This is a genomic window from Thermus kawarayensis JCM 12314, assembly GCF_055393575.1.
The window spans coordinates 1,116,408-1,140,539 of record NZ_AP043756.1; the positions used below are offsets into that span (position 1 = coordinate 1,116,408).

Below are 24,132 nucleotides of genomic sequence, written 5' to 3' on the forward strand. Positions count from 1 at the left end.
TATGGAGGTCAAGACCGTGGGCGTGGTGGGCGCGGGGCAGATGGGAAGCGGCATCGCCCAGGTGGCGGCCCAGGCGGGCTACCAGGTGGTCCTGGTGGACGTGGCGGAAAGCTTCCTAGAAAGGGGCCTTTCCGCCATCCGGCGTTCCCTGGGTAAGTTCTTGGAAAAGGGCAGGATCACCCGGGAGGCCCACGACGAGGCCTTGGGGCGGATCCGCACGAGCCTCCTTCTGGAGAGCCTCGAGGAGGCCGACCTCATCGTGGAGGCCATCGTGGAGGACGAGGGGGAGAAGCGGAGGCTCTTTGAGCGCTTGGGGGCTTTAGCCAAGCCCGGGGCCATCCTGGCCAGCAACACCTCTTCCATCCCCATCACCGCCCTGGCCCGCTACTCGGGGTGGCCCGAGCGCTTCATCGGCATGCACTTCTTCAACCCGGTGCCCCTCATGCCCCTGGTGGAGGTGATCCGGGGAGAGCTCACCTCCGAGGCCACCCGGGACACCGTGGTGGAGGTGGCGAAGCGCATGGGGAAGACCCCCCTGGAGGTCCAGGACTACCCCGGCTTCGTCTCCAACCGCCTTCTCATGCCCATGATCAACGAGGCCATAGAGGCCCTGCGGGAGGGGGTGGCCACCAAGGAGGCCATTGACGGCGTCATGCGCCTGGGGATGAACCACCCCATGGGGCCTCTGGAGCTCGCCGACTTCATCGGCCTGGACACCTGCCTCGCCATCATGGAGGTCCTCCACCGGGGCTTCGGGGACGACAAGTACCGGCCTTCCCCCCTCCTCCGCCGCATGGTGCAGGCGGGGCTGTTGGGCCGCAAGACGGGCCGGGGCTTCTACACCTACGACGAGAAGGGGAACAAGGTGGGTTAAGTACCCCACCGCGGCTTTCGCCGCGGTGGGGGCCCCAAAAGCCTCCCCATAGCCCCGGCTTGGGCATCCCATGCTGCGAAGCCAAAGTGCGGGCACTTAGGCCCGGGGCGGGGTTTCTGGAAGCCCTTCCAAGACCTGGGAGTATACTGGGGCCATGGAGCTTCCCCGCGCCTTCGGCCTCCTCCTCCATCCCACGAGCCTCCCCGGCCCCTACGGCATCGGCGTTTTGGGCCAGGAGGCCCGGGGCTTCCTCCGCTTCCTGGAAGAGGCGGGGGGGCGGTACTGGCAGGTCCTCCCCTTGGGCCCCACGGGCTATGGCGACTCTCCTTACCAGTCCTTCAGCGCCTTCGCCGGGAACCCCTACCTTATAGACCTGAGGCCCCTGGCGGAAAAGGGCTACGTGCGCTTGGAGGACCCCGGCTTCCCCGGGGCCCGGGTGGACTACGGCCTCCTTTACGCCTGGAAGTGGCCCGCCTTAAAGGGGGCCTTCCAGGGTTTCCGGGAGAGGGCTTCTCGGGAGGAGAAGGAGGCCTTCCAGGCCTTCTTTGAGAAGGAGGCCTGGTGGCTTCGGGATTACGCCCTCTTCATGGCCCTGAAGGCGCACCACGGGGGGCTCCCCTGGAACCGCTGGCCCCTTTCCCTGCGCCTTCGGGAGGAGAAGGCCCTGAGGGAGGCGGAGAGGGCCCTCTCCCAGGAGGTGGCCTTCCACGCCTTTACCCAGTGGCTCTTCTTCGGGCAGTGGGGGGGCTTAAAGGCGGAGGCCGAGGCCTTGGGGATCAGGATCATCGGGGACATGCCCATCTTCGTGGCCGAAGACTCGGCCGAGGTCTGGGCCCACCCCAGGTGGTTTTACCTGGACGAGGAGGGAAGGCCCACGGTGGTGGCGGGGGTGCCTCCCGACTACTTCTCGGAGACGGGCCAGCGCTGGGGCAACCCCCTTTACCGCTGGGACGTTCTGGAGCGGGAGGGGTTCTCCTTCTGGGTCCGGCGTCTGGAGAAGGCCATAGAGCTCTTCCACCTGGTGCGCGTGGACCACTTCCGCGGCTTTGAGGCCTACTGGGAGATCCCCGCAAGCTGCCCCACGGCGGTGGAGGGGCGCTGGGTCAAGGCCCCAGGGGAAAGGCTCTTCCAGAGGATCCAGGAGGTCTTCGGCCAGGTGCCTGTGCTGGCCGAGGACCTGGGGGTCATCACCCCGGAGGTGGAGGCCCTCCGGGAGCGGTTTGGCCTGCCCGGGATGAAGGTTTTGCAGTTCGCCTTTGACGACGGGATGGAAAACCCCTTCCTCCCCCACAACTACCCCCCCCACGGCCGGGTGGTGGTCTACACCGGCACCCACGACAACGACACCACCCTGGGCTGGTACCGCACGGCCACGCCCCATGAAAGGGCCTTCCTGGAGCGCTACCTGGCGGACTGGGGGATTTCCTTCCGGGAGGAAGAGGAGGTGCCCTGGGCCCTCATGCGCCTGGGGATGGAGTCCGTGGCGCGGCTTGCCGTCTACCCGGTGCAGGACGTCCTCTCCTTGGGAAGCGAGGCCCGGATGAACTACCCGGGGAGGCCCTCGGGGAACTGGGCCTGGCGGCTTCTTCCGGGAGAGCTTACCCCGGAGCACGGGGCAAGGCTTAGGGCCATGGCCGAGGGGACGGGCCGGGCATGAAAGCGCCCCAGGCTGGCCCAGGCCAACCTGGGGCCTTGGAAAGCCGCTTTAGCCCAGGGCCTTCTTGACCAGCGCCACGATCTCGTCAATGGTGTCGGCCACGGGGATGCCCGCCTGGGCGAAGGCCCGGAGCTTGGACTCGGGGGTGCCCACGTTGCCCATGATGATGGCCCCGGCGTGGCCCATGCGTTTGCCCTTGGGGGCGGAGCGGCCCCCGATGAAGCCCACCACGGGCTTTTTCATGTGCGCCTTGACCCACGCCGCCGCCTCCTCCTCGTCGGAGCCGCCGATCTCGCCGATGAGCACCACGGCCTCCGTCTCGGGGTCCTCGTTGAAGAGGGGGAGGAGGTCCTTGAAGGTGGTGCCGATGACGGGGTCGCCCCCGATCCCCACGGTGGTGGTGGTGCCGAGCCCTGCCTGGGAGAGGGCGGCCGCCGCCTCGTAGGTGAGGGTGCCGGAGCGGCTGATGAGGCCCACCTTCCCCCGCTTGAAGACGTGGCCCGGCATGATGCCGATCTTGGTTTCCTCGGCGCTGATGATCCCCGGACAGTTGCCCCCGATGAGGCGGGAGCCCAGGGCCTTGATCTCCTCCACCGCCCGCACCATGTCCAGGGTGGGGATGCCCTCGGTGATGAGGACGATGAGGGGGATGCCGGCGTGGGCGGCTTCCAAAGCGGCGTCCGCCGCCATGGGGGCGGGGACGAAGATGATGGAGGCGTCTATGGCGTGGCTCGCCACCGCTTCCTTCACCGTGTCGTAGACGGGCACCCCCAGGACCTCACTCCCTCCCTTGCCCGGGGTGACCCCGGCCACGATCTTGGTGCCGTAGGAAAGCATCTGCTGGGTGTGGAACTGCCCCTCCCGGCCGGTGATGCCCTGGACCAGGACCCGGGTCTCGCGGTTCACCAGGATCACGCCGCACCTCCCACCATGGCCACCATGGCCTTCGCCGCCTCAATGGACGTGGGGTACATGTAGATGGGCTTGCCCTCCAAAAGCTTCTTGGCCTCCTCCTCGGCGGTGCCCGCCACCCGCATCACCACCGGTTTGGTGAGGAGGCCTTCCTCCAGGGCGCGGATCACCCCCTTGGCCACCTCGTCCGCCCGGGTGATGCCCCCGAAGATGTTGATGAAGACCCCCTTCACCTCGGGGTCCTTGAGGACCACCTTCAGGGCGTTGTAGACCACCTCGGCCTTGGCCCCGCCCCCGATGTCCAGGAAGTTGGCGGGCTTGCCGCCCACGCGGTTCACTAGGTCCAGGGTGTACATCACGAGGCCCGCCCCGTTGCCGATGACGCCGATGTTCCCGGAAAGTTTCACGTAGGCGAAGCCGTAGTTGCTGGCCTCCACCTCCAGGGGGTGCTCGGCCTCTATTTCCCTAAGCCCGGCGAGGTCGGGGTGGCGGAAGAGGGCGTTGTCGTCCAGGACGACCTTGGCGTCGGCGGCCACCACGGCGCCCTCCGTGGTCACCACCAGGGGGTTGATCTCGGCGATGGAGGCGTCCACCCCCTCGTAGGCCCGGTAGAGGGCCACCAGGACCTGAGCCAGCTTGTTGAGGTTGCCTTCCAGCCCCGCCCGCCTCACCATCTCCCGGGCCTCAAAGGGGCGGAAGCCCTTGTGGGGGTCAATCCAGAACTTGTGGATGGCCTCGGGGTTCTTGGCGGCCACCTCCTCAATGTCCACGCCCCCCTCCTTGGAGAGCATGAGGACCACCCGCTTTTGGGAGCGGTCCAGGATGAGGCCGGCGTAGTACTCCTTGGCGATGTCCACCGCCTCGGCCACCAGGACCTTCTTCACCGTGAGGCCCTTGATGTTCATGCCCAGGATGGCCTGGGCCTTCTCGTAGGCCTCCTGGGGGGTGTCGGCGAGCTTCACCCCCCCCGCCTTTCCTCTCCCGCCCACGTGGACCTGGGCCTTGATGACCACCCGCTTGCCGAACTCCTCGGCGATCCTCTTCGCCTCGTCCGGGGTGTAGGCCACCTTGCCGGGCGGCACCGGCACCCCGTAGCGGGCCAGGATCTCCTTGGCTTGATACTCGTGCAGGTTCAAGCTCCACCTCCTTGGCCGGCCAAGGCCAGGAGGCATTATACCCTCAGGCCTCCGCGGGCCGGGCGAAGAAGAGGCGCCCCACCTGGGTCTGGATGGCCTGGGTGATGACCACCTCCACCTCCTGGCCCCGGTAGCGGATGCCCCCGTCCACCACCACCATGGAGCCGTCCTCCAGGTAACCCACCCCTTGGTGGGGCTCCTTGCCTTCCTTGAGGATGAGGAGCTTTAGGGTGTCCCCCACCTGGAGCTGGGGGCGAAGGGCCTGGGCCAGGGCCTGGACGGAGAGGGCCTTCACCCCGTAGATGCGGGCCATCTGCAGGAGGGCGAGGTCGTTGGTGACGAGGGCCGCCCCCAGGTCCCGGGCCAGGAAGAGGAGCTTCTCGTCCACGCTCTCCCCCTTGGGGGCTTCCTCCACCACCTCCAGGGGCAGGTGCTCCTTGAGCCTCTCCAGGGCCTCGAGACCCCGCCTCCCCTTGGCCCGCTTCAGGGCATCGGGGCTGTCGGCAAAGTGCTGGAGCTCCTTCAGGACGAAGTGGGGCACGTAAAGGGGGCCTTCCAGGAAGCCCGTGGCCGCCACCTCGGCCAGGCGCCCGTCCACCAGGACGCTGGTGTCCAGCACCTTGCCCCCCGGGGGGCGGCGCTCCCTTTGGGGGGGGCGGAGGTACTCCTTGTACCCTAGGGCCAGGTAGGCGAAGAGGGCCACTAGAAAGAGGGCCAAAAGGAGGCTGTGGTAGGGGCTGAAGCCCGGCACCTGGGAAAGGAGGCTGGTGAGGAGCACGGTGAGGAGGAGGCCCAGGGTGGCCCCCAGGGTGAGGGCCACCGGCACCTCGGGGGGGAGGGCCCGCAGGCGGGCGAGGCGCCTCTCCAGGAAGGCTTCCAGCCGGGGGGCCAGGAGGACCCCGCTCAGGAAGCCCGCCGCCGCCAGGTAGAGGCGGTTCAGGGAGAGGAGCCCGGCGGAGCGGGGGAGGAGGCCCAGGCCCTCCAGGGCCACTGCTCCTTGGTAGCCCAAAAAGGCGAAGAGGAGGTAGAGGAGGAAACGCCCGCTCATCCCAGGTACCGCTCCACCGCTTCCCCGAGGCTCCGGGTGTTGCCGGGATGCAGGAAGCGGGCGAAGCCCGCCCGCTCCCCCTCCCGGAGCCGCCTTTCCAGGCCGGTGACGCTCCGCACCTCCCCCAGAAGCCCCACCTCGCCCACGGCCGCCAGGTCCTGGGGCAGGGGCCTTCCCACCACCGCAGAATACACCGCCAGGGCCACGGCCAGGTCCAGCCCGGGGTCCAGGACCTTAAGCCCCCCGGCCAGGTTCACGTAGACGTCCAGGCTGGCCAAGGGCAGGCCGAGCCGCCTTTCCAGCACCGCCAGGACCATGTCCACCCGCCTGGCGTCCAGCCCCTGGACCACCCGGCGGGGGGCGGGGAAGGGGGTCTTGGCGGCCAGGGCCTGGACCTCGAGGGCCAGGGCCCTCTCCCCGGCCAGGGCCAGGGCGATGGCGCTTCCCGGCACCCCCAAAGGCCTTTCCAGGAGGAAGGCCTCCGAGGGGTTTTTCACCTCCAAAAGCCCCTCCTCCTCCATGCGGAAAACCCCGAGCTCCCCCACGGGGCCGAAGCGGTTCTTGGCGCTCCTAAGGACCCGGTAGACCCCGGCGGTCTCCAGGTAGAGGGTGGCGTCCACGGCGTGCTCCACGCTCTTGGGCCCCGCCACCACCCCCTCTTTGGTCACGTGCCCCACCAGGACCACGGCGGCCCCGCTCTCCTTGGCGAAGCGCACGAAGGCGGAGGTGGCCTCCCGCACCGCCACCAGGCTCCCGGGGCTCCCCCCGGCCTCTATGGTCTGGATGGAGTCCACGAAAAGGGCCTCGGGAGGCTCCCGTTCCAGGAGGTGGAGGAGGGGTTCCAGCCGGGTTTCCCGAAGGAGGAGGAGGTCCTTCACCCCAAGGCGCCGGGCCCGCAGCCTGATCTGGGCCGGGGACTCCTCCCCCGCCAGGTAGTAGACCCGCTCCGGCATGGCCTTGGCCATCTCCAGGAGGAGGGTGCTCTTGCCCACCCCGGGCTCCCCGCCCAGGAGGACCACCTCCCCCGGCACGAACCCCCCGCCCAGCACCCGGTCCACCTCGGAAAGCCCCGAGGAGAAGCGGCGCTCCTCCCCCTCGTCCACCTGGGAAAGGGGAAGGAGGGTGGCCGGGCGCCCCGGCGCCTCCTTGCGGGGGGGTTCTGGGGCGGCCTCCTGGAAACTCCCCCAGGCCCCGCACCCCGGGCACCGCCCCAGGGGCTTCGGGGTGCGGTAGCCGCACTCCACGCAGACGTAGCTGGTCTTCTCCTGCCTCCTCACGCCGGGGGTGGGCCTACACCAGGAACTCCTCCACCTCGTGGAAGGCCAGGTGCCCGTCCTCCACGTTCACATAGAGGCGGCCCACCGGCTTCTTGAGGAGGGCCAGGGAGAGGGGGTCCTCAATGCGCTCGCGGATGACCCCCCGGATGGCCCGGGCGCTGCCCGTCTTGGGGGCCTGGTCCACCACGAAACGGGCCACCTCGGGGGCGAAGACCACCTCTATGTCCCGGCTCCTCAACTCCCTTTGGATTTCTTCCAGCATGAGCCGGGCCACCTGCACCAGCTCCTCCTCGGTGAGGGGGCGGAAGCGGATGACCTCGTCCAGCCGGTCCAAAAACTCCGGGGTGAAGAGGGCCTTGAGGGGGGACTCGGTGTCCACCTCCCGGGAGGTGAAGCCGATGGCGGGGCCCACGTTGTAGCCGGTGTTGGAGGTCATGATGAGGATCACCCGGCGGAAGTCCACCGTGCGCCCCATGCCGTCCGTGAGGCGGCCCTCGTCCAGGACCTGGAGGAAGGTGTTGTAGATGTCGGGGTGGGCCTTTTCAATCTCGTCCAGGAGGACCACGCTAAAGGGTTGCCGCCGCACGGCCTCGGTGAGGCGCCCGCCCTGCTCGTACCCCACGTACCCCGGGGGGGCCCCGATGAGCTTGGAGATGGAGTGGGGCTCCTGGAACTCGGACATGTCAAAGCGGATGAGGGCCCTTTCCGAACCGAAGAGGACCTCGGCCAGGGCCTTGGCCAGCTGGGTCTTGCCCACGCCGCTTTGGCCCACGAAGAGGAAGCTCGCCGCCACCCGGGTCCTCCCCCCGAGGCCCACCCGGGCCCGGCGGAGGGCGCTCGCCAGGGCGCGGATGGCCTCCTCCTGGCCCACCACCCGCTTCCTGAGCTCCTCCTCCAGGTGCATGAGCTTCTGGTCGTCCTTGTCGTCCACGTAGACCCCACCCCAGGAGTCCACCACCGCTTCGATGTCCTCCCGGGTGACGATGGGGGTGCCGTCCTCCTCCTCGGCCACGGGGAGGCCCAGGGAGGCGTTGAGGCGCACCCTCGAGGCCGCCTCGTCGATGAGGTCGATGGCCTTGTCGGGGAAGTTGCGCCCGGGGAGGGAGCGGATGCCGATCTTCACGGAAAGCTCCAGGATCTCGTCGGGGATGATCACCCCGTGGTGGGCCTCGTAGCGGGGGCGGAGGCCCTTCAGGATCTCCAGGGTTTCCTCCGGGGAGGGCTCGAGGACGATCACCGGCTGGAAGCGCCTCTCCAGGGCGGCGTCCTTCTCTATGTAGCGGTGGTACTCCCCGGTGGTGGTGGCCCCGATGACCTGGATCTCCCCCCGGGCCAGGGCGGGCTTCAGGATGTTGGCGGCGTCCAGGGTGCCCTCGGCCCCCCCGGCCCCGATCAGGGTGTGGAGCTCGTCAATGAAGGCGATGACCTTGGCGTTCTTGAGCTCCTCGATGATCTGGCGCAGGCGTTCTTCAAACTCGCCCCGGTACTTGGTCCCCGCCACCACCCCGGCGAGGTCAATGGCCACCACCCGCGCCCCCTTGAGGATGGGGGGGACCCGGCCTTCCACGATGGCCTGGGCCAGCCCCTCCACGATGGCCGTCTTGCCCACCCCGGGGTCGCCGATGAGGACGGGGTTGTTCTTGGTGCGGCGGGCCAGGATCTGGATCACGCGGTTGATCTCCTCCTGCCTTCCGATGACCGGGTCCAGCTTCCCCTCCCGGGCCTCCTTGGTGAGGTCGCGGCCGTACTCGTCCAGGAAGGGGGTGTTCACCGGCTTTTCCCGCTCGCGCCCCTCGGCCATGGAGAGGATGCGCCAGCGGATGGCGTCCACGTCCTTGGCGAAGTGGCTGAGGATACGGTAGGCGATCCCGTCCCCCTCGCGGATGATGCCCAGGAGGATGTGCTCGGTGCCGATGACGGGGGCCCCCATGTTGCGGGCCTCGGCGCTGGCGAGCTCCATCACCCGCCTGGCCCTGGGGGTGATGGCGGGGGGCTCCCCGGTGCGGCTCCCCTCACCCCGGCCCACCAGCTCCTCCACCATGCGGCGCATGGCCTCGAGGCTCGCCCCGTACTCCTGGAGGATGCGGGCCGCCGTGCCCCCCTCGCGCATCAGGCCCAGGAGGAGGTGCTCTGGGCCGATCATGGAGTGGCCTAAACGGCTCCCCTCCTCCCTTGCGTAGTGGAAAACCAGCCTGGCGCGATCGTCGTACCTGTTCATGCTCCCCTCTACCTCACATTCTAGCCTAACCCCCCTTCCCTTGGGGGTTTGCGCCCAGGCTCACCTTGGCCCCATCCGGTAAGATGCCCTCTAACCGGGGGCTTTGGCCCCCCTTTTGAGGAGGAAGAATGCCGGCGAGCACCCTCGAGGAACTGGTGGCGCTTTGCAAGCGGCGTGGGTTTATCTTCCAGGGCTCGGAGATCTACGGGGGCCTGCAGGGCACCTACGATTACGGGCCCTTGGGGGTGGAGCTCAAGAACAATCTGAAGCAGGCCTGGTGGCGCAGGAACGTCTACGAGCGGGACGATGTGGAGGGGCTGGACGCCAGCATCCTCACCCACCGCCTGGTCCTCCACTACTCGGGGCACGAGGCCACCTTCGCCGACCCCATGGTGGACAACCGCCTCACCAAGAAGCGCTACCGCCTGGACCACCTCCTGAAGGACCAGCCCGAGGAGGTTCTGGGGAGGCTGTACCGGGCCATGGAGGTGGAAGGGGGCCTTCACGCCCTGGTCCAGGCCATGATGGGGGCCCCGGAAAGGGCGGGTGGGGCCATGACCGCCGCCGGGGTCCTGGACCCCGCCACGGGGGAGCCCGGGGACTGGACCCCGCCCCGCTACTTCAACATGATGTTCAAGACCTACGTGGGCCCCGTGGAGGAGGAGGCCGCCTTGGCCTACCTCCGCCCCGAGACCGCCCAGGGCATCTTCGTCAACTTCAAGAACGTCCTGGACGCCACGAGCCGCAAGCTCCCCTTCGGCATCGCCCAGATCGGCAAGGCCTTCCGCAACGAGATCACCCCCAGGAACTTCATCTTCCGGGTGCGGGAGTTTGAGCAGATGGAGATTGAGTACTTCGTCCGCCCCGGGGAGGACGAGCACTGGCACCGCTACTGGGTGGAGGAGCGCCTCAAGTGGTGGCAGGAGATGGGCCTGAGCCGGGAGAACCTGGTGCCCTATGAGCAGCCCCCCGAGGAGCTCGCCCACTACGCCAAGGCCACCGTGGACATCCTCTACCGCTTTCCCCACGGCCTCGAGGAGCTGGAGGGCATCGCCAACCGCACGGACTTTGACCTGGGGAGCCACACCAAGGACCAGGAGGAGCTCTCCATCACCGCCCGGGTCCTGAAGAACGAGCACTCCACGGCCCGCCTCGCCTACCGCGACCCCGAGACGGGAAAGTGGTTCGTGCCCTACGTCATTGAGCCCTCCGCCGGGGTGGACCGGGGGGTCTTGGCCCTCCTCGCCGAGGCCTTCACCCGGGAGGAGCTTCCCGGTGGGGAAGAGCGCATCGTCCTCAAGCTAAAGCCCCAGCTTGCCCCCATCAAGGTGGCGGTGATCCCCCTGGTGAAGAACCGCCCCGAGATCACCGAGTACGCCAAAAGGCTCAAGGCCAGGCTGCAGGCCCTGGGCCTCGGGCGGGTGCTCTACGAGGACACGGGCAACATCGGCAAGGCCTACCGCCGCCACGACGAGGTGGGCACCCCCTTCGCCGTCACCGTGGACTACGACACCATCGGCCAGAGCAAGGACGGCACCATCCGCCTCAAGGACACGGTCACCGTGCGGGACCGGGACACCATGGAGCAGGTGAGGCTCCACGTGGACGAGCTGGAGGGCTTCCTTCGGGAGAGGCTTAGGTGGTAAGCTGGGGGTGTCTTCGCGGGGTGCTTTGGGCAGGAACAAGCAACTTCGCAAGCGCTTGGAGGGGTTGGAGTACCAGATCCTTCGGCATCACCAAAAGATTAGGGAGGAGCTGGAAAAGGCCAGTCCCGACTGGGGGTTAATGGCGAAGTGGGAAAGGGAGATCCAAGCATGGGAAGGGGAGCGAAGGCGGCTACTCCGCAGATTGAGAAGATAGTGGGCCTACCTGAACCCATCTGGCAGGAGCTCTTTGAGGAGGTGGACCGCCTCAAGGCGGTGTACCAAAAGCTGAAGCAGGCTCCTCCGGAAGCGCGGAGCGCCTTGGAGAAGGAGGTCCTCCATAGTCTCACCCACCTCTGGGCCCACACCCGGGTCATGTGGGAGGAGCTGGAGCTTACGGACCCTGCGGAGGACGCATGAGGGTGGCGGTGGTGGGGGCCACGGGGGCCGTGGGGCGGGAGATCCTAAAGGTCCTCGAGGCCCGAAACTTCCCCCTCTCGGAGCTCAGGCTCTACGCCTCCCCCCGCTCCGCCGGGGCGCGCCTTCCCTTTAGAGGGGAGGAGGTCCCGGTGGAGCCCCTGCCCGAGGGGCCTCTCCCTGCGGACCTCGTCCTGGCGAGCGCCGGCGGCTCCCTCTCCAAGGCCCTGGCCCCGGTCTGGGCGGAGGGCGGGGCTTTGGTCATAGACAACTCCAGCGCCTGGCGCTACGAGCCCTGGGTGCCCCTGGTGGTGCCCGAGGTGAACCGGGAGAAGATCTTCCAGCACCGGGGCATCATCGCCAACCCCAACTGCACCACGGCCATCCTGGCCATGGCCCTTTGGCCCCTGCACCGGGCTTTTGGGGCCAGGCGGGTCATCGTGGCCACCTACCAGGCGGCCTCGGGGGCGGGGGCCAGGGCCATGGAGGAGCTCCTCAGGGAGACCCACCGCTTCCTCCACGGGGAGGCGCCGGGGGCCCAGGCCTTCGCCCACCCCCTGCCCTTCAACGTCATCCCCCACATAGACGCCTTCCAGGAAAACGGCTACACCCGGGAGGAGATGAAGGTGGTCTGGGAAACCCACAAGATCTTCGGGGACGAGTCCATAAGGATCGGCGCCACGGCGGTGCGGGTCCCCACCTTGAGGGCCCACGCCGAGGCGGTGAGCGTGGAGTTCGCCCGCCCCGTGAACCCGGAGGCGGCCCGGGAGGTCTTGAGGGGGGCCCCGGGGGTGGAGGTGGTGGACGAGCCCGAGGCCAGGCGCTACCCCATGCCCCTCACCGCCAGCGGCAAGTGGGAGGTGGAGGTGGGGAGGATCCGGAAGAGCCTCGCCTTTGAGAACGGCCTGGACTTCTTCGTGGTGGGGGACCAGCTTCTGAAGGGGGCCGCCTTAAACGCCGTGCAGATCGCCGAGGAGTGGCTCAGGGGCCCCTGAGCCAGAGCCAGTACTCCAGGTTCCCCTCCTTGCCCGGGAGGGGGCTTTCCCTCTCCCCCAGGACCCGGAAGCCCAGGGCCAGGGCCTTTTCCCGCACGCGCCTTAGGGCCTCCCGCCGCTTGGCCTCCTCCCGCACCACCCCCCTGTGGGCCTTGGGGCCCAGCTCAAACTGGGGCTTCACCAGGACCAGGGCCTCCCCGCCGGGCCCTAGGAGCTCCCTGACCTTGGGGAGGAGCAGGGTGGAGGAGATGAAGGAGACGTCCATGACCACCAGGTCCACCGCCTCCAGCAGGAGGAGGGTGCGGGCGTCCTGCTCCTCCAGGGCCACCACCCGGGGGTCTTCCCGGAGGCGGGGGTGGAGCTGGCCTTTGCCCACGTCCACGGCGTAGACCCTCCGGGCCCCCCTTTCCAGGAGGACCTGGGTGAAGCCCCCGGTGCTCGCCCCCAGGTCGGCGCACACCTTTCCCCTGGGTGCCACCGGGAAGGCCTCCAGGGCCCCGAGGAGCTTGTAGGCCCCCCGGCCCACGTAGCGCGCCCCCTGCAAGAGGGCCACCTCCGCCTCCTCCGGGACGGGGTGGGCGGGCTTTTGCACCACCTTCCCCCCCACCCGCACCTTGCCTTCCAGGATCAGGCGCTTGGCCTTCTCCCGGCTCTCCGCTAGGCCCCTCTCCACCAGGTAACGGTCCAGGCGCACGAGGGTATTATGGACCAGTGGAGCCGGAGCTTTCCGGTACCTGGTACGTTCTGGAAGGGGAGCCCGGGGAGCACCTGGTGGTGGAGGCCCTGGGAAAGAGGCTTTCCGGCATCTGGACGGATAGCGCCCTGGCCGAGGCCTTCCTCGCCCACCACGGGGAGCTCGGGATGCGGGTGAGCCCCTTAGAAAGCCGGGCCCTCAAGGAGGCCTTCCTCAGGGCCCTGAGGATGCTTCAGGTGGAGGCGGTTCTCTTGGACTACCGCCCCGGGGTGCACCGGGCGCGGGTGGTGAAGGTGGAAGACCTTCTAGAGGAGGTGCGGCATGCCTAGGGTATTGGCGGCGCTTTTCCTGGCACTGGCCTTCGGCGTGGCCCAGCGGGTGGACCTGAGCCTGGGGAGCCCCTTTGGGGTTCAGGGAGGGGTGCGCTTTCCCCTCCTTCCCCTGGTCCTGGAGGGGCGGGTCTACGGGGGGGTGGGCCCGGAAGCCCTGGGAGGCGGGGCGGACCTCCTCTTTAAGGTCCCCCTCACCGACCTCTACCTGGGCCTAGGGGGCTTTTACGGCACCGGCAGGGCCCTTTCCCTCCCCCAGGACCAGGCGGGGCGGGGAGGGGTGCGGGCGGTCTTGGGCACCTGGCTCAACCTGCCCCTGCCCCTGGTGGGGGTCTACCTGGAGCTCCAGCCCGTCTACTACCTGGCCCCCGTCTCCTTCGGCCTGGGCGGGGCCTTGGGCGTGAGCGTAGGGCTTTAGGCCTGGTACCCCTCCTTCAGGGGCACAATGCGGTTCATCACCAAGGCCTCGGGCCTCGAGTCCACGGGGTCCCGCCAGAAGTAGCCCAGGCGCTCCAGCTGGTAGCGGGTGTCCCCGGGGTCTTGGGCCACGCTCGGCTCAATGAAGCCCCGCTTCACCAAAAGGGCCTCGGGGTTGAGGTTCTGGAGGAAGTCCCCCCCCTCCTCCGGGTCCTTGGTGCGGAAGAGCCTGCCGTAGAGCCGGAACTCCACGGGAAGGGCGTGGCGGGCGGAGACCCAGTGGATCACCCCCTTGGGCCTGACCCCGTCCTCGGGGTTTGCCCCTAGGGTGCCGGGGACGATGCGGGCCTTCAGGAGCCTGACCTCCCCCCCTTCCTCCACCACGTCCTCCAGCTCTATCACGTAGGCGTGCCGGAGGCGCACCCTTTGCCCCGGGGCGAGGCGCTTCCAGCCCTTGGGAGGGCTTAGGCTGAAGTCCGCGCGCTCAATGTAGAGCTCCTGGGAGAAGGGAAGGGGCCTCCTGCCCTCCTTGGGGATGTCCCGGGGCCAGTAGGGGGCCTCGAGCCACTCCTCCCCCTGGTAGTTGGTGAGGACCACCTTCAGGGGGTCCACCACCCCCAAGACCCTGGGGGCGATGGGGTTCAGGTCGTCCCGCACCACCTCCTCAAAGAGGTCCATCTCTATCTGGGCCTCGTTGCGGGAAATCCCCGTCCTCCGCACGAACTCCACGATGGCCTCGGGCCTTATCCCCCTTCGCCTCAGGCCCCTCAGGGTGGGGAGCCTGGGGTCGTCCCAGCCCGAGACGTACCCTCCCTCCACCAGCCGGATGAGCTTCCTCTTGGAAAGCACGGTGTGGGTGAGGTCCAGGCGGGCGAACTCGTACTGGTAGGGCCTGGGGGAGAGGGGCAGGCCGCACTTTCCCTTGAGGTTTTCTATCACCCAGTCGTAGATGGCCCGGTTGTTCTCAAACTCCAGGGTGCAGAGGGAGTGGGTGACCCCCTCTATGAAGTCCTCCAGGGGATGGGCGAAATCGTACATGGGGTAGATGACCCACCGGTCCCCGGCGTGGTAGTGGGGGGCGTGGACGATGCGGTAGAGCACCGGGTCCCGGAGCTTGAAGTTGGGGTGGGCGGGGTCGATCTTGGCCCTTAGGACCCGGCTTCCCGTGGGAAACTCCCCCCGGCGCATCCCCTCAAAGAGCTCCAGGTTCTCCTTCACCCTCCTTTCCCTGTAGGGGCTTGGCTTCCCTTGGGCGCGGAGGGCGCTCATCTCCTCCTCCGGCAGGTCGTCCACGTAGGCCTTGCCCTCCTGGATGAGGACCAGGGCGCATTGGTACATGGTCTCAAAGTAGTCCGAGGCGTAGAGGACCCGGTCCGGGGTGAAGCCCAGCCAGCGCACGTCCTCCTCAATGGCCCGGGCGTACTCCTCCTTCTCCGTTTCGGGGTTGGTGTCATCGTAGCGCAGGTTGCACTCCCCGCCAAAATCCCGGGCCAGGCCAAAGTTCAGGACGATGCTCCGGGCGTGGCCGATGTGGAGGTAGCCGTTGGGCTCCGGGGGGAAGCGGGTGAGGAGCTTGGCGTACTTCCCCTCCTCCAGGTCCCGCTCCACGATCTCGGTGATGAAGCACGGGGGGACAAGACCCATAAGAGCAGTTTACGGTTAAGCCACGCCACCTGGGGGTACTTAGAACCGGGGCGGCCGCTTCTCAAAGAAGGCCCGGATTCCCTCCTTTAGGTCCCCGGTCTCCCGCACCCAGGCGTTGGCGAGGGCGGCCAGGCGGAGGCCGTCCTCGAGGCCCATCCCTGGGAGGGAGAGGAGGAGCTCCTTGGTGAGGCGGAGGGAAGTGGGGGCGTTTTGGGCCACCTCTTCCGCCAGGGCCACCGCCTCTTCCAGGGCCTTCCCCGGCGGGGCCACGCGGTTGATAAGCCCCAGGGCCTTGGCCTCCTCCGCCCCTAGGAGCCTTCCCGTGAGGAGGAGGTCCTTGGCCACCTTCTCCCCCACGGCCCGGGAGAGGATCACCGAGACCAAGGCGGCCACGAAGCCGATCCGGACCTCCGTGAAGCCCATCTGGGCCTCCCGGTCCATGACCACCAGGTCCGCGGCCAGGGCCAGCCCCGCTCCCCCCGCCACCGCCGGGCCGTTCACCGCGGCCACGGTGGGCTTGGGGAAGGTGTAGAGCCGGTGGAAGAGGCGCATGAGGGAGCGGGAGTGGCGGTAGTTCTCCTCGGCCCCGAGCTCCGTGACCTTCTCCAGGAAGGAGAGGTCCGCCCCGGCGCTGAAGGCCTTGCCCCTCCCCGTGAGGACCACGGCCCGCACCCCCGGGTCTTCCTCCAAAGCCTCCAGGGCCTGGAGGAGCCCCTCCACCATCCCGGGGGAGAGGGGGTTGCGCCGTTCGGGGTCGTTGAGAAAGAGGGTGGCCACGCGGCCTCCTTCTACCTGGACCATGCCCCCATTGTAGCCGAGGGCTTTTTCCTGCTACACTCCCCTTAGCCCGCAAACTGTGGCGAAAGGGCTTGGCGGGCTAGGAGGTGGTGTAGATAAAGGAGTACTTGACCAACGAGCGCATCCGCGCCAAACAGGTGAGGGTCATCGGTCCCGATGGGCAGCAGCTGGGCATCATGGACACCCGGGAGGCCCTGCGCCTGGCCCAGGAGCAGGACCTGGACCTGGTCCTGGTGGGCCCCACCGCCGATCCGCCCGTGGCCCGGATCATGGACTACTCCAAGTGGCGCTACGAGCAGCAGGTGGCGGAGAAGGAGGCCCGGAAGAAGGCCAAGCGCACCGAGGTGAAGTCCATCAAGTTCCGGGTCAAGATTGACGAGCACGACTATCAGACCAAGCTGGGCCATATCAAGCGCTTCCTGGAGGAAGGGCACAAGGTCAAGGTGACCATCATGTTCCGCGGGAGGGAGATGGCCCACCCCGAGCTCGGGGAGAGGCTTCTGGAGCGGGTGGCCGAGGACCTAAGGGGGATGGCGGTGGTGGAGATGAAGCCCGAGATCCTCGGCCGGGATATGAACATGCTCCTGGCCCCGGCCAAGGTCTCGGCCTAGACCGAGGAAGCCCCCTCTGGTATAGTGGGAAGGCTTTGGGGAGCACCCAAGACCCCTTCGGGGGCGCTTCCCAGGGTGGAGGAGGCTTATGCCGAAGATGAAGACCCACAAGGGCGCCAAGAAGCGGGTAAAGGTGACCGCTTCGGGCAAGGTGGTGGCCATGAAGACGGGCAAGCGGCACCTGAACTGGCACAAGTCGGGGAAGGAGATCCGCCAGAAGGGGCGGAAGTTCGTCCTGGCCAAGCCCGAGGCGGAGCGCATCAAGCTCCTTCTGCCCTACGAGTAGGAGGTAAGGGATGCCGCGCGCCAAGACCGGATTTGTCCGCCGCAGGAAGCACAAGAAGGTCCTGAAGCTCGCCAAGGGGTACTGGGGCCTACGCTCCAAAAGCTTCCGCAAGGCCCGGGAAACCCTCTTTGCTGCGGGCAACTACGCTTACGCCCACCGCAAGCAGAAGAAGCGGGAGTTCCGCAAGCTCTGGATCGTGCGCATCAACGCCGCCTGCCGCCAGCACGGGATGAACTACTCCAGCTTCATGAACGGCCTCAAGAAGGCGGGCATCGCCCTGGACCGCAAGGTCCTGGCGGACCTGGCGGTGCGGGAGCCCCAGGCCTTCGCCCTTTTGGTGGAGCGGGCCAAGGCGGCCCGGGCCTAGGGACCGGGGAAAAGGCGCCGGAGCGGCTCCGGCGCCTTTTCTCATGAGAGGATGGGCGTGATCCCACCGCACCTCTACGTCCTCCTGGTGGCGGCCCTCCCGGTGGTGGAGCTTAGGGGGGCCATTCCCCTGGGGGTGGCCCTGGGGCTTCCCCTCTGGGAAGCCTTTTCCCTGGCCCTCCTGGGCAACCTGCTGGTGGCCCCCCTGGCCCTGGCCCTCCTCCCCTGGGCCGTGGACCTCGCCACCCGCATCCCCCTCCTGGCGCAGGCCTGGCAGGCCCTGGAGGCCCGGGTGCGCCTTCGGGGCGAGGAGCAGGTCCAGCGCCTGGGGGCCTTGGGCCTCTTCCTCTTCGTGGCCGTGCCCCTTCCCGGCACCGGGGCCTGGAGCGGAAGCGTTTTGGCCGTGGTCCTGGGCCTTAAGCGGCGCTACGCCCTCCCGGCCATCTCCTTGGGGGTGGTGGCCGCCGGGGCCTTGGTCCTCCTCCTTACCGGGGGAGCGGTGGCCGGGCTAAACTACCTGCGATGACGGCCCTGCTCCTCCCCGTGGCCTACCTCTTCGGCGCCCTGCCCCTGGGGTACTGGCTGGCCGGGCGGCGCGGGGTGGACCTGCGCACGGCAAGCCCCTACACCCTGGGGCTGGAAAGCGCGCTAAAGCGCCTGGGCGTGGGCCTCCTTCTTTTCTCTTTCCTCCTGGACTTCCTCAAGGGCTACCTCCCCCTGGCCCTGGGGCGGGCCCTGGGCCTGGACCTCCCGGGCCTCCTGGCCCTGGGGGTGGCGGCCTACCTGGGCCACCTCTACCCCCTCTTCTTCCGGGACCCCTGGCCCCTAAGGGCCAAGGGGGCGGGGGTGCTTCTGGGGGTGCTTTCCGGCCTTCCCCTCCCGCCCGCCCTGGGCTTCGTGCCCGTGGCCCTGGGCCTCGTCCTCTACGCCCTCACGGGCTACGCCTCCTTGGCCTCCTTGGGGCTTCCCCTGGGGCTTTTCGGGGTGATGCTCTTTGGGGGCTTTGGCCTTGGGGAAAAGCTCCTCGCTTTTGCCCTCCTCCTCCTCGCCCTCTGGCGCTACAAGGAGAACCTGGGGCGGATCCTCGAGGGCACCGAGCCCAGGCTGGGCGAGCCCCTGCCCCTTCCTTCGGCGAGGCAGGTGGTCTGCGCCTTCCTCATCCACCCCCTGACCCTGGAGGACTTCTGGCAGAGCCCCCGCTTCCGCTGGCTCAGGCCCCTGGTGCGCCTCGGCCTCCTCAGGCAGGAGTGGGTAGAGGGCCTGGCCGAGCGCTTCCGCCCCATGAAGGTGGGGGAGGTGCGGGGGGTGAGGACGGCGGACGGGCGGGAGGTCCTCTGCCACCTTCTCTCCGCACCCCTCCTTCCCCACCAGATCAAGGGGAAGCCCGGGCTCGCCGTGCGGCGGGCCATCCAGGGGGCGAGGCTCGCCAAGGAGCTCGGGGCCACGGTGGTGGGCCTCGGGGCCTTCTGGAGCGTGGTGGGGGAGAAGGGGAAGGCGGTGCAGGAGGCCGTGCCCGGCATAGAGGTGACCAACGGGGGCGCCTACACCGCGGGCACGGTCCGCGCGGCCATTCCCAGGATCCTCGCCTACTTCGCCCAGAGCGGCAAGGACCTGAAGGGGGTGACGGCGGCGGTGGTGGGGGCGAACGGGGTGGTGGCCTTCGGCATCGCCCGGCAGATCGCCCCCTACGTGGGCAGGCTCGTCCTGGTGGGGCGGGACCTAAAGCGCCTGGAGAAGGCGGCGGAAAGCCTCCGGAAGAACCTGGAGAGGAAAGGCGAGGCTCCCGAGATGGTGGTCACCACGGAGGTGGCTGCCATAAGGGAGGCGGATTTGGTCTTCACCGCCACCAGCGACCCCGGTCCCGTGATCTACCCCGAGCACGTGAAGCCCGGGGCCTGGATCTACGACGAGGGGGTGCCCCCGGACGTCCACCCCTCGGTCCGGGAGGTGCCCGGGGTGCGGGTCATCCCCGGGGGGGTGGTGCGGCTTCCCGGGGAGGCGAGGGCCACTCTGGACCTCCACTTCGGCGCCCCCGACCAGGTCCCCGCCTGCCTCGCCGAGACCATGATCCTGGCGGCGGAGGAGGCCTTTGACCGCAAGAGCCTCGGGGGGGAGGTGCGGGCGGAGAACATCCAGTTCTTCGTGGACCGGGCCGAGGCCCTGGGGTTTAGGGTGGTGGAGTAGTGTGGCTTCTCCTTTCCCCCACCCGCCTCGAGGCCCCCTTCCTCCAGGGCGAGCCCTTTACCTTTTTCGCCTGGCGGGGCCTTAAGGGAACGGGCTTCGTCTACCTGGAGACGGGTATCGGCAAGGTGAACGCCGCCATGGCCCTCGCGGCCTACGCCGCCAGGAACCCGGTGGAAAAGGCTCTCCTCTTCGGCCTCGCCGGGGCCTACGCCGGGGGGCCCTCTTTGGGGGAGGCGGTTTTGGTGGGGGAGGAGGTGGAGGCCGACCTCGGCCTGAGGGAGGGCCTGGAGCCCCTGGGCTTTCCCGCCTTGGAGCTCGGGGAGAGACGCTTCTACAACCGCTTTCCCCTGGACGCCCCCCTCACGGAAGGCCTTGCCCAAAGGCTTGGCCTGAGGGTGGTGGTGGGCCTCACCCGGGACCTGGTCTCGGAGACCCCCGAGGAAGCCCTGGCCCTGGCCGGGAGGTGGGGGGCCTCCCTGGAGAGCATGGAGGGGGCGGCCTTCGCCCGGGCCTGCCTGGCCTTGGGGGTGAGGGGGGCGGAGCTTAGGGCCATCTCCAACCCTGCCGGGGTGCGGGACAGGGCCCGGTGGCGCACCCAGGAGGCCCTTTCCGCCCTGGCCTGGGCGGTGGAGAAACTGCTTTGGGCCCCGTAAGGCCCCCCGGGGTTCGGGCTTCTTTAGGCCTTCTGGAAGAGTTCCTCGGCCACGTCCCAGTTGAGGACGTTCCAGATGGCCTGGAGGTAGTCGGCCCGGCGGTTCTGGTACTTCAGGTAGTAGGCGTGCTCCCAGACGTCAATGCCCACGATGGGGGTGAAGCCCTCCATCACCGGGTTGTCCTGGTTGGGGGTGGAGAGGACGTGGAGCTTGCCGAAGGGGTCCTTCACCAGCCAGGCCCAGCCCGAGCCGAACCGGCCCATGGCCGCCTGGGTGAGCTTTTCCTTGAGGGCCTGGAAGCCCCCGAAGGCCTCGTCAATGGCCTTCTTCAGCTCCCCCACGGGCTCCTTGGCGCCTCCTGGGGTGAGGAGCCTCCAGAAGAGGCTGTGGTTCAGGTGCCCCCCGCCGTTGTTGCGCACGGCGGCCTGGATGTCGGCGGGGAGGGCGGCGAGGTGGCGTAGAAGGACCTCCACCTCCGCCCCCTGGAGGTAGGGGTACTTCTCCAGGGCGGCGTTGAGGTTGGCTACATAGCCCCCGTGGTGCTTCTGGTGGTGGATCTCCATGGTCTGGGCGTCAATGTGGGGCTCGAGGGCCGCGTAGGGGTAGCCTAGCTCCGGAAGCTTGAACGGGTACGGCATACTGCACCTCCCAAATCCCACTATAAAGCGCCCACCCCTCTTTGGGGTGGGCTTTCTCACAAACGGCCTAGCCCCCGTGGGGCTTGGCGAGCCTTAGGGGCACCACGATGCGGTCAAACTCCTCCTCGCTGAGGTAGCCCAGCTCCAGGGCCGCTTGCTTCAGGGACTTCTTCTCCTTGATGGCCTTCTTGACGATCTCCGCCGCCTTGTCGTAGCCGATGGCCTTGTTGAGGGCGGTGGCCAGCATGGGGTTCTTCTGCAGGTGCTCCTCGATGCGCTCCAGGTTGGGCTCAATCCCCTTGGCCAGGTGCTCGTTGAAGGACTCCATGGCCTCGGCCAGGAGCCGGATGGACTCCAGGGCGGCGTCGGCCATCACCGGCTTGAAGACGTTGAGCTGGAAGTTCCCCTGGCTCCCGGCGAAGGCCACGGCGTGGTCGTTGCCATAGACCCGCACCACCGCCATGGTGAGGGCCTCCACCTGGGTGGGGTTCACCTTCCCGGGCATGATGGAGGACCCGGGCTCGTTGGCGGGGATGTAGATCTCCCCGATGCCCCCATAAGGCCCCGAGGCCAGCCAGCGGATGTCGTTCCCGATCTTCATCAGGGCCCCGGCCAGGGTGCGGAGGGCCCCCATGACGTGGACCAGCTCGTCGTGGGCGGCGAGGGCGGCGAAGCGGTTCTCCGCCACCCTAAAGGGGAGCCCGGTCTCCTCCGCCAGGTACTGGGCCACGAGCTCCCCGAAGCGGGGGTGGGCGTTTAGGCCCGTGCCCACGGCGGTGCCCCCGATGGCCAGGTGGTAGAGGCCCTTTTCCGCCTCCTTCACCATGGAGAGGGTGTTCCTAAGCTCTGCGGCCCAGCTTCCCACCTCCTGGCCCAGGGTGATGGGCACGGCGTCCATGAGGTGGGTGCGGCCGATCTTGACGATGCCGTCAAAGGCCCGGGCCTTTTCCTCAAAGGTCCGGATCAGGGCCTCCGCCGCCGGGTAGAGCCTCTGGTGTAGGGCCAGGGCCACGGCCACGTACATAGCGGTGGGGAAGGTGTCGTTGGAGCTCTGGCCCCGGTTTACGTGGTCGTTGGGGTGGACGTACTTGCTCCCCAGGGGCTTCCCCAGGAGCTCCGAGGCCCGGTTGGCGATGACCTCGTTGACGTTCATGTTGGTCTGGGTGCCGCTTCCCGTCTGGAAGACCACCAGGGGGAAGTGGTCGTCCAGCTTCCCCTGGATGACCTCCTCCGCCGCCTGGAGGATGGCCCTTCCCATCTCCTCGGGAAGCTCCCCCAGCTCCAGGTTGGCTCTGGCGGCGGCCTTTTTCAGCATCCCGTAGGCGCGGATGACCTCGAGGGGCATCCGGAAGCGCCAGGCCCCGATGCGGAAGTGCTCCAAGGAGCGCTGGGTCTGGGCCCCCCAGTACCTGTCCGCCGGCACCCTGACCTCGCCCATGGTGTCCCGCTCTATCCGGTATTCCATAAGGCACCTCCCGCCCCGATTTTATTCCTCGTAGGGGTCGCGGAGCTTCACCGGGCTTCCCCGTAGGCCCGCCCTGAGGTTCAGCCACTCCACGAAGACGGCGAAGCCCATGGCGAAGTACACGTACCCCTTGGGGATGTGCACCCCGGTGCCCTCGGCCACCAGGGTGAAGCCCACGAGGAGGAGGAAGCTTAGGGCCAGCATCTTCACCGTGGGGTGCCGGTTGACGAAGGCGTAGATGCCCTTGGAGGCGAGGAGCATGACGGCCACCGAGATCAGGATGGCCGCCACCATCACCCCCACGAAGCGGGTGAGGCCCACGGCGGTGATGACGGAGTCTATGGAGAAGACGATGTCCAGGAGGAGCACCTGGGCGATGACGCTAAAAAAGCTCGGGGCCACCCTCTTGACCGCGTGGCCGGACTCCCCTTCCAGCCTCTCGTGGATCTCCCTCACCGCCTTGTAGATGAGGAAAAGCCCCCCGGCGATGAGCACCAGGTCCTTGCCCGTGACCTCGAGGCCCAAGACGGCGAAGAGGGGTTTTTTGAGGGCCATGATCCAGGCAATGGAGAGGAGGAAGAGGATGCGGGTGAGGGCCGCCAGAGAGAGGCCTACCACCCGGGCCCGGTCCTGCTCCTCCCTGGGGAGCTTGGAGGCCAGGATGCTGATGAAGATGACGTTGTCCACGCCCAGGACCACTTCCAGCACGGTGAGGGTGACCAGGGCCACCCAGACCTCGGGGTTGGTGAGCCAGTCCATGGGAAGGAGTTTACAGGTTGCCCTAGACTTGGGTACATGGTGGACGTCCTGGTGGTGGGGGCGGGGCCGGTGGGGCTTTGCGCCGCCCTTTGGGCCAAGCGGCTCGGCCTTTCCCACCTGGTCCTGGAGCGGGGCACGGTGGCGGAGACCATCTACCGCTTCCCCCGGGATCTGGTCTTCTTCTCCGAGGCCAGGAACATCGAGATCGGGGGGCACCCCCTGGTTTCCCAGGGTCCCAAGCCCACCCGCAAGGAGGCCCTCCTCTACTACCAGCGGGTGGCGGAGCGGGAGGGCCTAAAGGTCCTCACCTACACCGAGGTCCTGGCCGTCCGGGGCCGGGAAGGGGAGTTCCGGGTCCTGGCCCGGGACCGGAAGGGGGAGAGGGTCTTCCTGGCCCGGTACGTGGTGGTGGCCACGGGCTACTTCGGGAACCCGAACCGCCTGGGCGTGCCCGGGGAGGAGCTTCCCCACGTGCTCCACCGCTACGAGGAGGCGGCGGCCTTCTTCGGCAGGCGGGTGGCCGTGGTGGGGGGGTCCAACTCGGCGGTGGAGGCGGCCTTGGAGCTTTACCGGGCCGGGGCCCGGGTGGCCCTGGTGCACCGGGGGAAGCGGGTCCGGCCCTCGGTGAAGTACTGGCTCCTCCCCGACTTTGAGAACCGGGTGAAGGAGGGGAGCATAGAGGCGGTGATGGAGGCGGAGGTGGAGGCCATCACCGAGGAGGGGCTTGGGCTAAAGCGCCCCTGGGGAAGGGAGTTCCTGCCCGCCGACTTCGTCCTGGTCCAGATCGGCTACCGGGCGGAGGACCGCCTGCTTAAGGAGGCGGGGGTGGCCTACGAGGGGGAGAGGCCCTGGCTTTCCCCGGAGTGGGAGACCTCCGTCCCCGGCCTCTTCGCCGTGGGCTCCTCGGCCTACGGGCCCGACACCCGCTCGGTCTTCATAGAAAACGGCCGAGAGCACGCCCGAATCGCCCTCACCGCCATCGCCGCCCGGGTGCGGGGCTTGACACCGAGGCCTTGAGGGGCTATCCTTAGCGGCAAGATGCGCTTCGGCCTCACCCTATCCCTAGGCCTAGCCCTAATCGTAGGGCCGGCGGGGGGTAGGGTGTAGCGTT

The 24,132-nt window shown here is 68.2% G+C and carries 25 protein-coding genes; 14 read left to right on the top strand and 11 right to left on the bottom strand.

Annotated features, from left to right (window positions below; translation table 11 throughout):
* Position 1 precedes the first annotated feature (1 nt).
* Positions 2 to 874 carry a 3-hydroxyacyl-CoA dehydrogenase family protein gene (locus ACZ5RK_RS06320; protein WP_464910061.1) on the top strand — a complete coding sequence of 291 codons (873 nt, stop codon included), beginning with the start codon at positions 2 to 4 and terminating at the stop codon, positions 872 to 874.
* A 154-nt stretch (positions 875 to 1,028) separates the two neighbouring features.
* The gene (gene malQ, locus ACZ5RK_RS06325; RefSeq protein WP_464908477.1) at positions 1,029 to 2,531 is read left to right on the top strand and encodes a 4-alpha-glucanotransferase; all 1,503 of its coding nucleotides are present in this window, start codon (positions 1,029 to 1,031) and stop codon (positions 2,529 to 2,531) included.
* 48 nt (positions 2,532 to 2,579) lie between these two features.
* Here the strand turns inward: malQ and sucD are convergent, their stop codons facing one another.
* The 5 genes from sucD to ACZ5RK_RS06350 are packed head-to-tail and all read right to left on the bottom strand — an operon-like array spanning position 2,580 to position 9,122.
* A complete protein-coding gene (gene sucD, locus ACZ5RK_RS06330; RefSeq protein WP_464908478.1) occupies positions 2,580 to 3,446 on the bottom strand; it encodes a succinate--CoA ligase subunit alpha in 867 nt (288 codons plus the stop codon).
* Complete coding sequence (gene sucC / locus ACZ5RK_RS06335) at positions 3,443 to 4,579, bottom strand: ADP-forming succinate--CoA ligase subunit beta (protein WP_464908479.1); 1,137 nt, start codon at positions 4,577 to 4,579, stop codon at positions 3,443 to 3,445. Before sucC ends, sucD begins: the two co-directional genes overlap by 4 nt.
* 43 nt (positions 4,580 to 4,622) lie before the next feature.
* The gene (locus tag ACZ5RK_RS06340) at positions 4,623 to 5,627 is read right to left on the bottom strand and encodes a PIN/TRAM domain-containing protein (RefSeq protein ID WP_464908480.1); all 1,005 of its coding nucleotides are present in this window, start codon (positions 5,625 to 5,627) and stop codon (positions 4,623 to 4,625) included.
* A complete protein-coding gene (gene radA / locus ACZ5RK_RS06345; protein ID WP_464908481.1) occupies positions 5,624 to 6,904 on the bottom strand; it encodes a DNA repair protein RadA in 1,281 nt (426 codons plus the stop codon). The genes ACZ5RK_RS06340 and radA overlap by 4 nt, the downstream gene beginning before the upstream one ends.
* A gap of 13 nt (positions 6,905 to 6,917) precedes the next feature.
* Positions 6,918 to 9,122 carry an ATP-dependent Clp protease ATP-binding subunit gene (locus ACZ5RK_RS06350; protein WP_464908482.1) on the bottom strand — a complete coding sequence of 735 codons (2,205 nt, stop codon included), beginning with the start codon at positions 9,120 to 9,122 and terminating at the stop codon, positions 6,918 to 6,920.
* A gap of 128 nt (positions 9,123 to 9,250) precedes the next feature.
* Between ACZ5RK_RS06350 and ACZ5RK_RS06355 the strand changes: the two genes are divergently transcribed.
* From ACZ5RK_RS06355 to ACZ5RK_RS06365, 3 genes are all read left to right on the top strand, one after another.
* Complete coding sequence (locus ACZ5RK_RS06355; RefSeq protein ID WP_464908483.1) at positions 9,251 to 10,768, top strand: glycine--tRNA ligase; 1,518 nt, start codon at positions 9,251 to 9,253, stop codon at positions 10,766 to 10,768.
* A gap of 213 nt (positions 10,769 to 10,981) precedes the next feature.
* Positions 10,982 to 11,185: a hypothetical protein gene (locus ACZ5RK_RS06360; protein ID WP_054647833.1), complete on the top strand. Its 204-nt coding sequence runs from the start codon at positions 10,982 to 10,984 to the stop codon at positions 11,183 to 11,185.
* The gene (locus ACZ5RK_RS06365; protein WP_464908484.1) at positions 11,182 to 12,177 is read left to right on the top strand and encodes an aspartate-semialdehyde dehydrogenase; all 996 of its coding nucleotides are present in this window, start codon (positions 11,182 to 11,184) and stop codon (positions 12,175 to 12,177) included. Before ACZ5RK_RS06360 ends, ACZ5RK_RS06365 begins: the two co-directional genes overlap by 4 nt.
* On the opposite strand, the gene ACZ5RK_RS06370 is transcribed toward ACZ5RK_RS06365, so the two are convergent.
* A complete protein-coding gene (locus ACZ5RK_RS06370; RefSeq protein ID WP_464908485.1) occupies positions 12,164 to 12,871 on the bottom strand; it encodes a TlyA family RNA methyltransferase in 708 nt (235 codons plus the stop codon). The two genes, ACZ5RK_RS06365 and ACZ5RK_RS06370, sit on opposite strands and share 14 nt — an antisense overlap.
* A 17-nt stretch (positions 12,872 to 12,888) precedes the next feature.
* Between ACZ5RK_RS06370 and ACZ5RK_RS06375 the strand changes: the two genes are divergently transcribed.
* Both ACZ5RK_RS06375 and ACZ5RK_RS06380 read left to right on the top strand, forming a co-directional pair.
* Positions 12,889 to 13,200, top strand: coding sequence for a DUF3234 domain-containing protein (locus tag ACZ5RK_RS06375; RefSeq protein WP_054647786.1), 312 nt, complete (start codon positions 12,889 to 12,891; stop codon positions 13,198 to 13,200).
* On the top strand, positions 13,193 to 13,618 hold the full coding sequence (locus ACZ5RK_RS06380) for a hypothetical protein (RefSeq protein ID WP_464908486.1): 426 nt from the start codon (positions 13,193 to 13,195) through the stop codon (positions 13,616 to 13,618). Before ACZ5RK_RS06375 ends, ACZ5RK_RS06380 begins: the two co-directional genes overlap by 8 nt.
* Here the strand turns inward: ACZ5RK_RS06380 and ACZ5RK_RS06385 are convergent.
* Together ACZ5RK_RS06385 and ACZ5RK_RS06390 are read right to left on the bottom strand one after the other, a co-directional pair.
* Complete coding sequence (locus ACZ5RK_RS06385) at positions 13,615 to 15,261, bottom strand: glutamine--tRNA ligase/YqeY domain fusion protein (RefSeq protein WP_464908487.1); 1,647 nt, start codon at positions 15,259 to 15,261, stop codon at positions 13,615 to 13,617. The genes ACZ5RK_RS06380 and ACZ5RK_RS06385 overlap by 4 nt on opposite strands.
* Before the next feature lie 39 nt (positions 15,262 to 15,300).
* Positions 15,301 to 16,062 (bottom strand): enoyl-CoA hydratase/isomerase family protein, encoded by a 762-nt coding sequence (locus ACZ5RK_RS06390; RefSeq protein WP_464908488.1) that lies wholly within the window; start codon positions 16,060 to 16,062, stop codon positions 15,301 to 15,303.
* A gap of 92 nt (positions 16,063 to 16,154) precedes the next feature.
* On the opposite strand from ACZ5RK_RS06390, the gene infC reads away from it, so the two are divergent.
* The 6 genes from infC (at position 16,155) to mqnB (ending at position 20,159) form a co-directional block, all read left to right on the top strand.
* On the top strand, positions 16,155 to 16,670 hold the full coding sequence (gene infC / locus ACZ5RK_RS06395) for a translation initiation factor IF-3 (protein ID WP_464910062.1): 516 nt from the start codon (positions 16,155 to 16,157) through the stop codon (positions 16,668 to 16,670).
* A gap of 88 nt (positions 16,671 to 16,758) precedes the next feature.
* On the top strand, positions 16,759 to 16,956 hold the full coding sequence (gene rpmI, locus ACZ5RK_RS06400; RefSeq protein ID WP_054638350.1) for a 50S ribosomal protein L35: 198 nt from the start codon (positions 16,759 to 16,761) through the stop codon (positions 16,954 to 16,956).
* A gap of 10 nt (positions 16,957 to 16,966) precedes the next feature.
* Positions 16,967 to 17,323, top strand: coding sequence for a 50S ribosomal protein L20 (rplT, locus tag ACZ5RK_RS06405; protein ID WP_054647500.1), 357 nt, complete (start codon positions 16,967 to 16,969; stop codon positions 17,321 to 17,323).
* A 60-nt stretch (positions 17,324 to 17,383) separates the two neighbouring features.
* The gene (locus tag ACZ5RK_RS06410; RefSeq protein ID WP_054647501.1) at positions 17,384 to 17,848 is read left to right on the top strand and encodes a small multi-drug export protein; all 465 of its coding nucleotides are present in this window, start codon (positions 17,384 to 17,386) and stop codon (positions 17,846 to 17,848) included.
* Complete coding sequence (locus tag ACZ5RK_RS06415) at positions 17,845 to 19,506, top strand: glycerol-3-phosphate acyltransferase (RefSeq protein ID WP_464908489.1); 1,662 nt, start codon at positions 17,845 to 17,847, stop codon at positions 19,504 to 19,506. Before ACZ5RK_RS06410 ends, ACZ5RK_RS06415 begins: the two co-directional genes overlap by 4 nt.
* Positions 19,506 to 20,159 (top strand): futalosine hydrolase, encoded by a 654-nt coding sequence (gene mqnB / locus ACZ5RK_RS06420; protein ID WP_054647519.1) that lies wholly within the window; start codon positions 19,506 to 19,508, stop codon positions 20,157 to 20,159. The genes ACZ5RK_RS06415 and mqnB overlap by 1 nt, the downstream gene beginning before the upstream one ends.
* A 23-nt stretch (positions 20,160 to 20,182) precedes the next feature.
* On the opposite strand, the gene ACZ5RK_RS06425 is transcribed toward mqnB, so the two are convergent.
* From ACZ5RK_RS06425 to ACZ5RK_RS06435, 3 genes are all read right to left on the bottom strand, one after another.
* Positions 20,183 to 20,797: a superoxide dismutase gene (locus tag ACZ5RK_RS06425; RefSeq protein ID WP_464908490.1), complete on the bottom strand. Its 615-nt coding sequence runs from the start codon at positions 20,795 to 20,797 to the stop codon at positions 20,183 to 20,185.
* Positions 20,798 to 20,864: 67 nt separating this feature from the next.
* On the bottom strand, positions 20,865 to 22,262 hold the full coding sequence (gene fumC / locus ACZ5RK_RS06430; protein ID WP_464908491.1) for a class II fumarate hydratase: 1,398 nt from the start codon (positions 22,260 to 22,262) through the stop codon (positions 20,865 to 20,867).
* 21 nt (positions 22,263 to 22,283) lie between these two features.
* Positions 22,284 to 23,021, bottom strand: coding sequence for a TerC family protein (locus ACZ5RK_RS06435; RefSeq protein WP_464908492.1), 738 nt, complete (start codon positions 23,019 to 23,021; stop codon positions 22,284 to 22,286).
* 36 nt (positions 23,022 to 23,057) lie between these two features.
* On the opposite strand from ACZ5RK_RS06435, the gene ACZ5RK_RS06440 reads away from it, so the two are divergent.
* Entirely contained in the window at positions 23,058 to 24,038 is a 981-nt protein-coding gene (locus tag ACZ5RK_RS06440) for a YpdA family putative bacillithiol disulfide reductase (RefSeq protein ID WP_464908493.1), read from the top strand.
* Positions 24,039 to 24,132: the final 94 nt, after the last annotated feature.

Excerpts from the sequence above, each read along its gene's own strand:
- ACZ5RK_RS06320 (WP_464910061.1), top strand. The coding sequence starts at position 2 with ATGGAGGTCAAGACCGTGGGCGTGGTGGGCGCGGGGCAGATGGGAAGC.
- malQ (WP_464908477.1), top strand. The coding sequence starts at position 1,029 with ATGGAGCTTCCCCGCGCCTTCGGCCTCCTCCTCCATCCCACGAGCCTC.
- ACZ5RK_RS06340 (WP_464908480.1), bottom strand. The coding sequence starts at position 5,627 with ATGAGCGGGCGTTTCCTCCTCTACCTCCTCTTCGCCTTTTTGGGCTAC.
- ACZ5RK_RS06350 (WP_464908482.1), bottom strand. The coding sequence starts at position 9,122 with ATGAACAGGTACGACGATCGCGCCAGGCTGGTTTTCCACTACGCAAGG.
- ACZ5RK_RS06355 (WP_464908483.1), top strand. The coding sequence starts at position 9,251 with ATGCCGGCGAGCACCCTCGAGGAACTGGTGGCGCTTTGCAAGCGGCGT.
- ACZ5RK_RS06365 (WP_464908484.1), top strand. The coding sequence starts at position 11,182 with ATGAGGGTGGCGGTGGTGGGGGCCACGGGGGCCGTGGGGCGGGAGATC.
- ACZ5RK_RS06380 (WP_464908486.1), top strand. The coding sequence starts at position 13,193 with ATGCCTAGGGTATTGGCGGCGCTTTTCCTGGCACTGGCCTTCGGCGTG.
- ACZ5RK_RS06385 (WP_464908487.1), bottom strand. The coding sequence starts at position 15,261 with ATGGGTCTTGTCCCCCCGTGCTTCATCACCGAGATCGTGGAGCGGGAC.
- ACZ5RK_RS06390 (WP_464908488.1), bottom strand. The coding sequence starts at position 16,062 with ATGGTCCAGGTAGAAGGAGGCCGCGTGGCCACCCTCTTTCTCAACGAC.
- rpmI (WP_054638350.1), top strand. The coding sequence starts at position 16,759 with ATGCCGAAGATGAAGACCCACAAGGGCGCCAAGAAGCGGGTAAAGGTG.
- rplT (WP_054647500.1), top strand. The coding sequence starts at position 16,967 with ATGCCGCGCGCCAAGACCGGATTTGTCCGCCGCAGGAAGCACAAGAAG.
- ACZ5RK_RS06415 (WP_464908489.1), top strand. The coding sequence starts at position 17,845 with ATGACGGCCCTGCTCCTCCCCGTGGCCTACCTCTTCGGCGCCCTGCCC.
- ACZ5RK_RS06425 (WP_464908490.1), bottom strand. The coding sequence starts at position 20,797 with ATGCCGTACCCGTTCAAGCTTCCGGAGCTAGGCTACCCCTACGCGGCC.
- fumC (WP_464908491.1), bottom strand. The coding sequence starts at position 22,262 with ATGGAATACCGGATAGAGCGGGACACCATGGGCGAGGTCAGGGTGCCG.
- ACZ5RK_RS06435 (WP_464908492.1), bottom strand. The coding sequence starts at position 23,021 with ATGGACTGGCTCACCAACCCCGAGGTCTGGGTGGCCCTGGTCACCCTC.
- ACZ5RK_RS06440 (WP_464908493.1), top strand. The coding sequence starts at position 23,058 with ATGGTGGACGTCCTGGTGGTGGGGGCGGGGCCGGTGGGGCTTTGCGCC.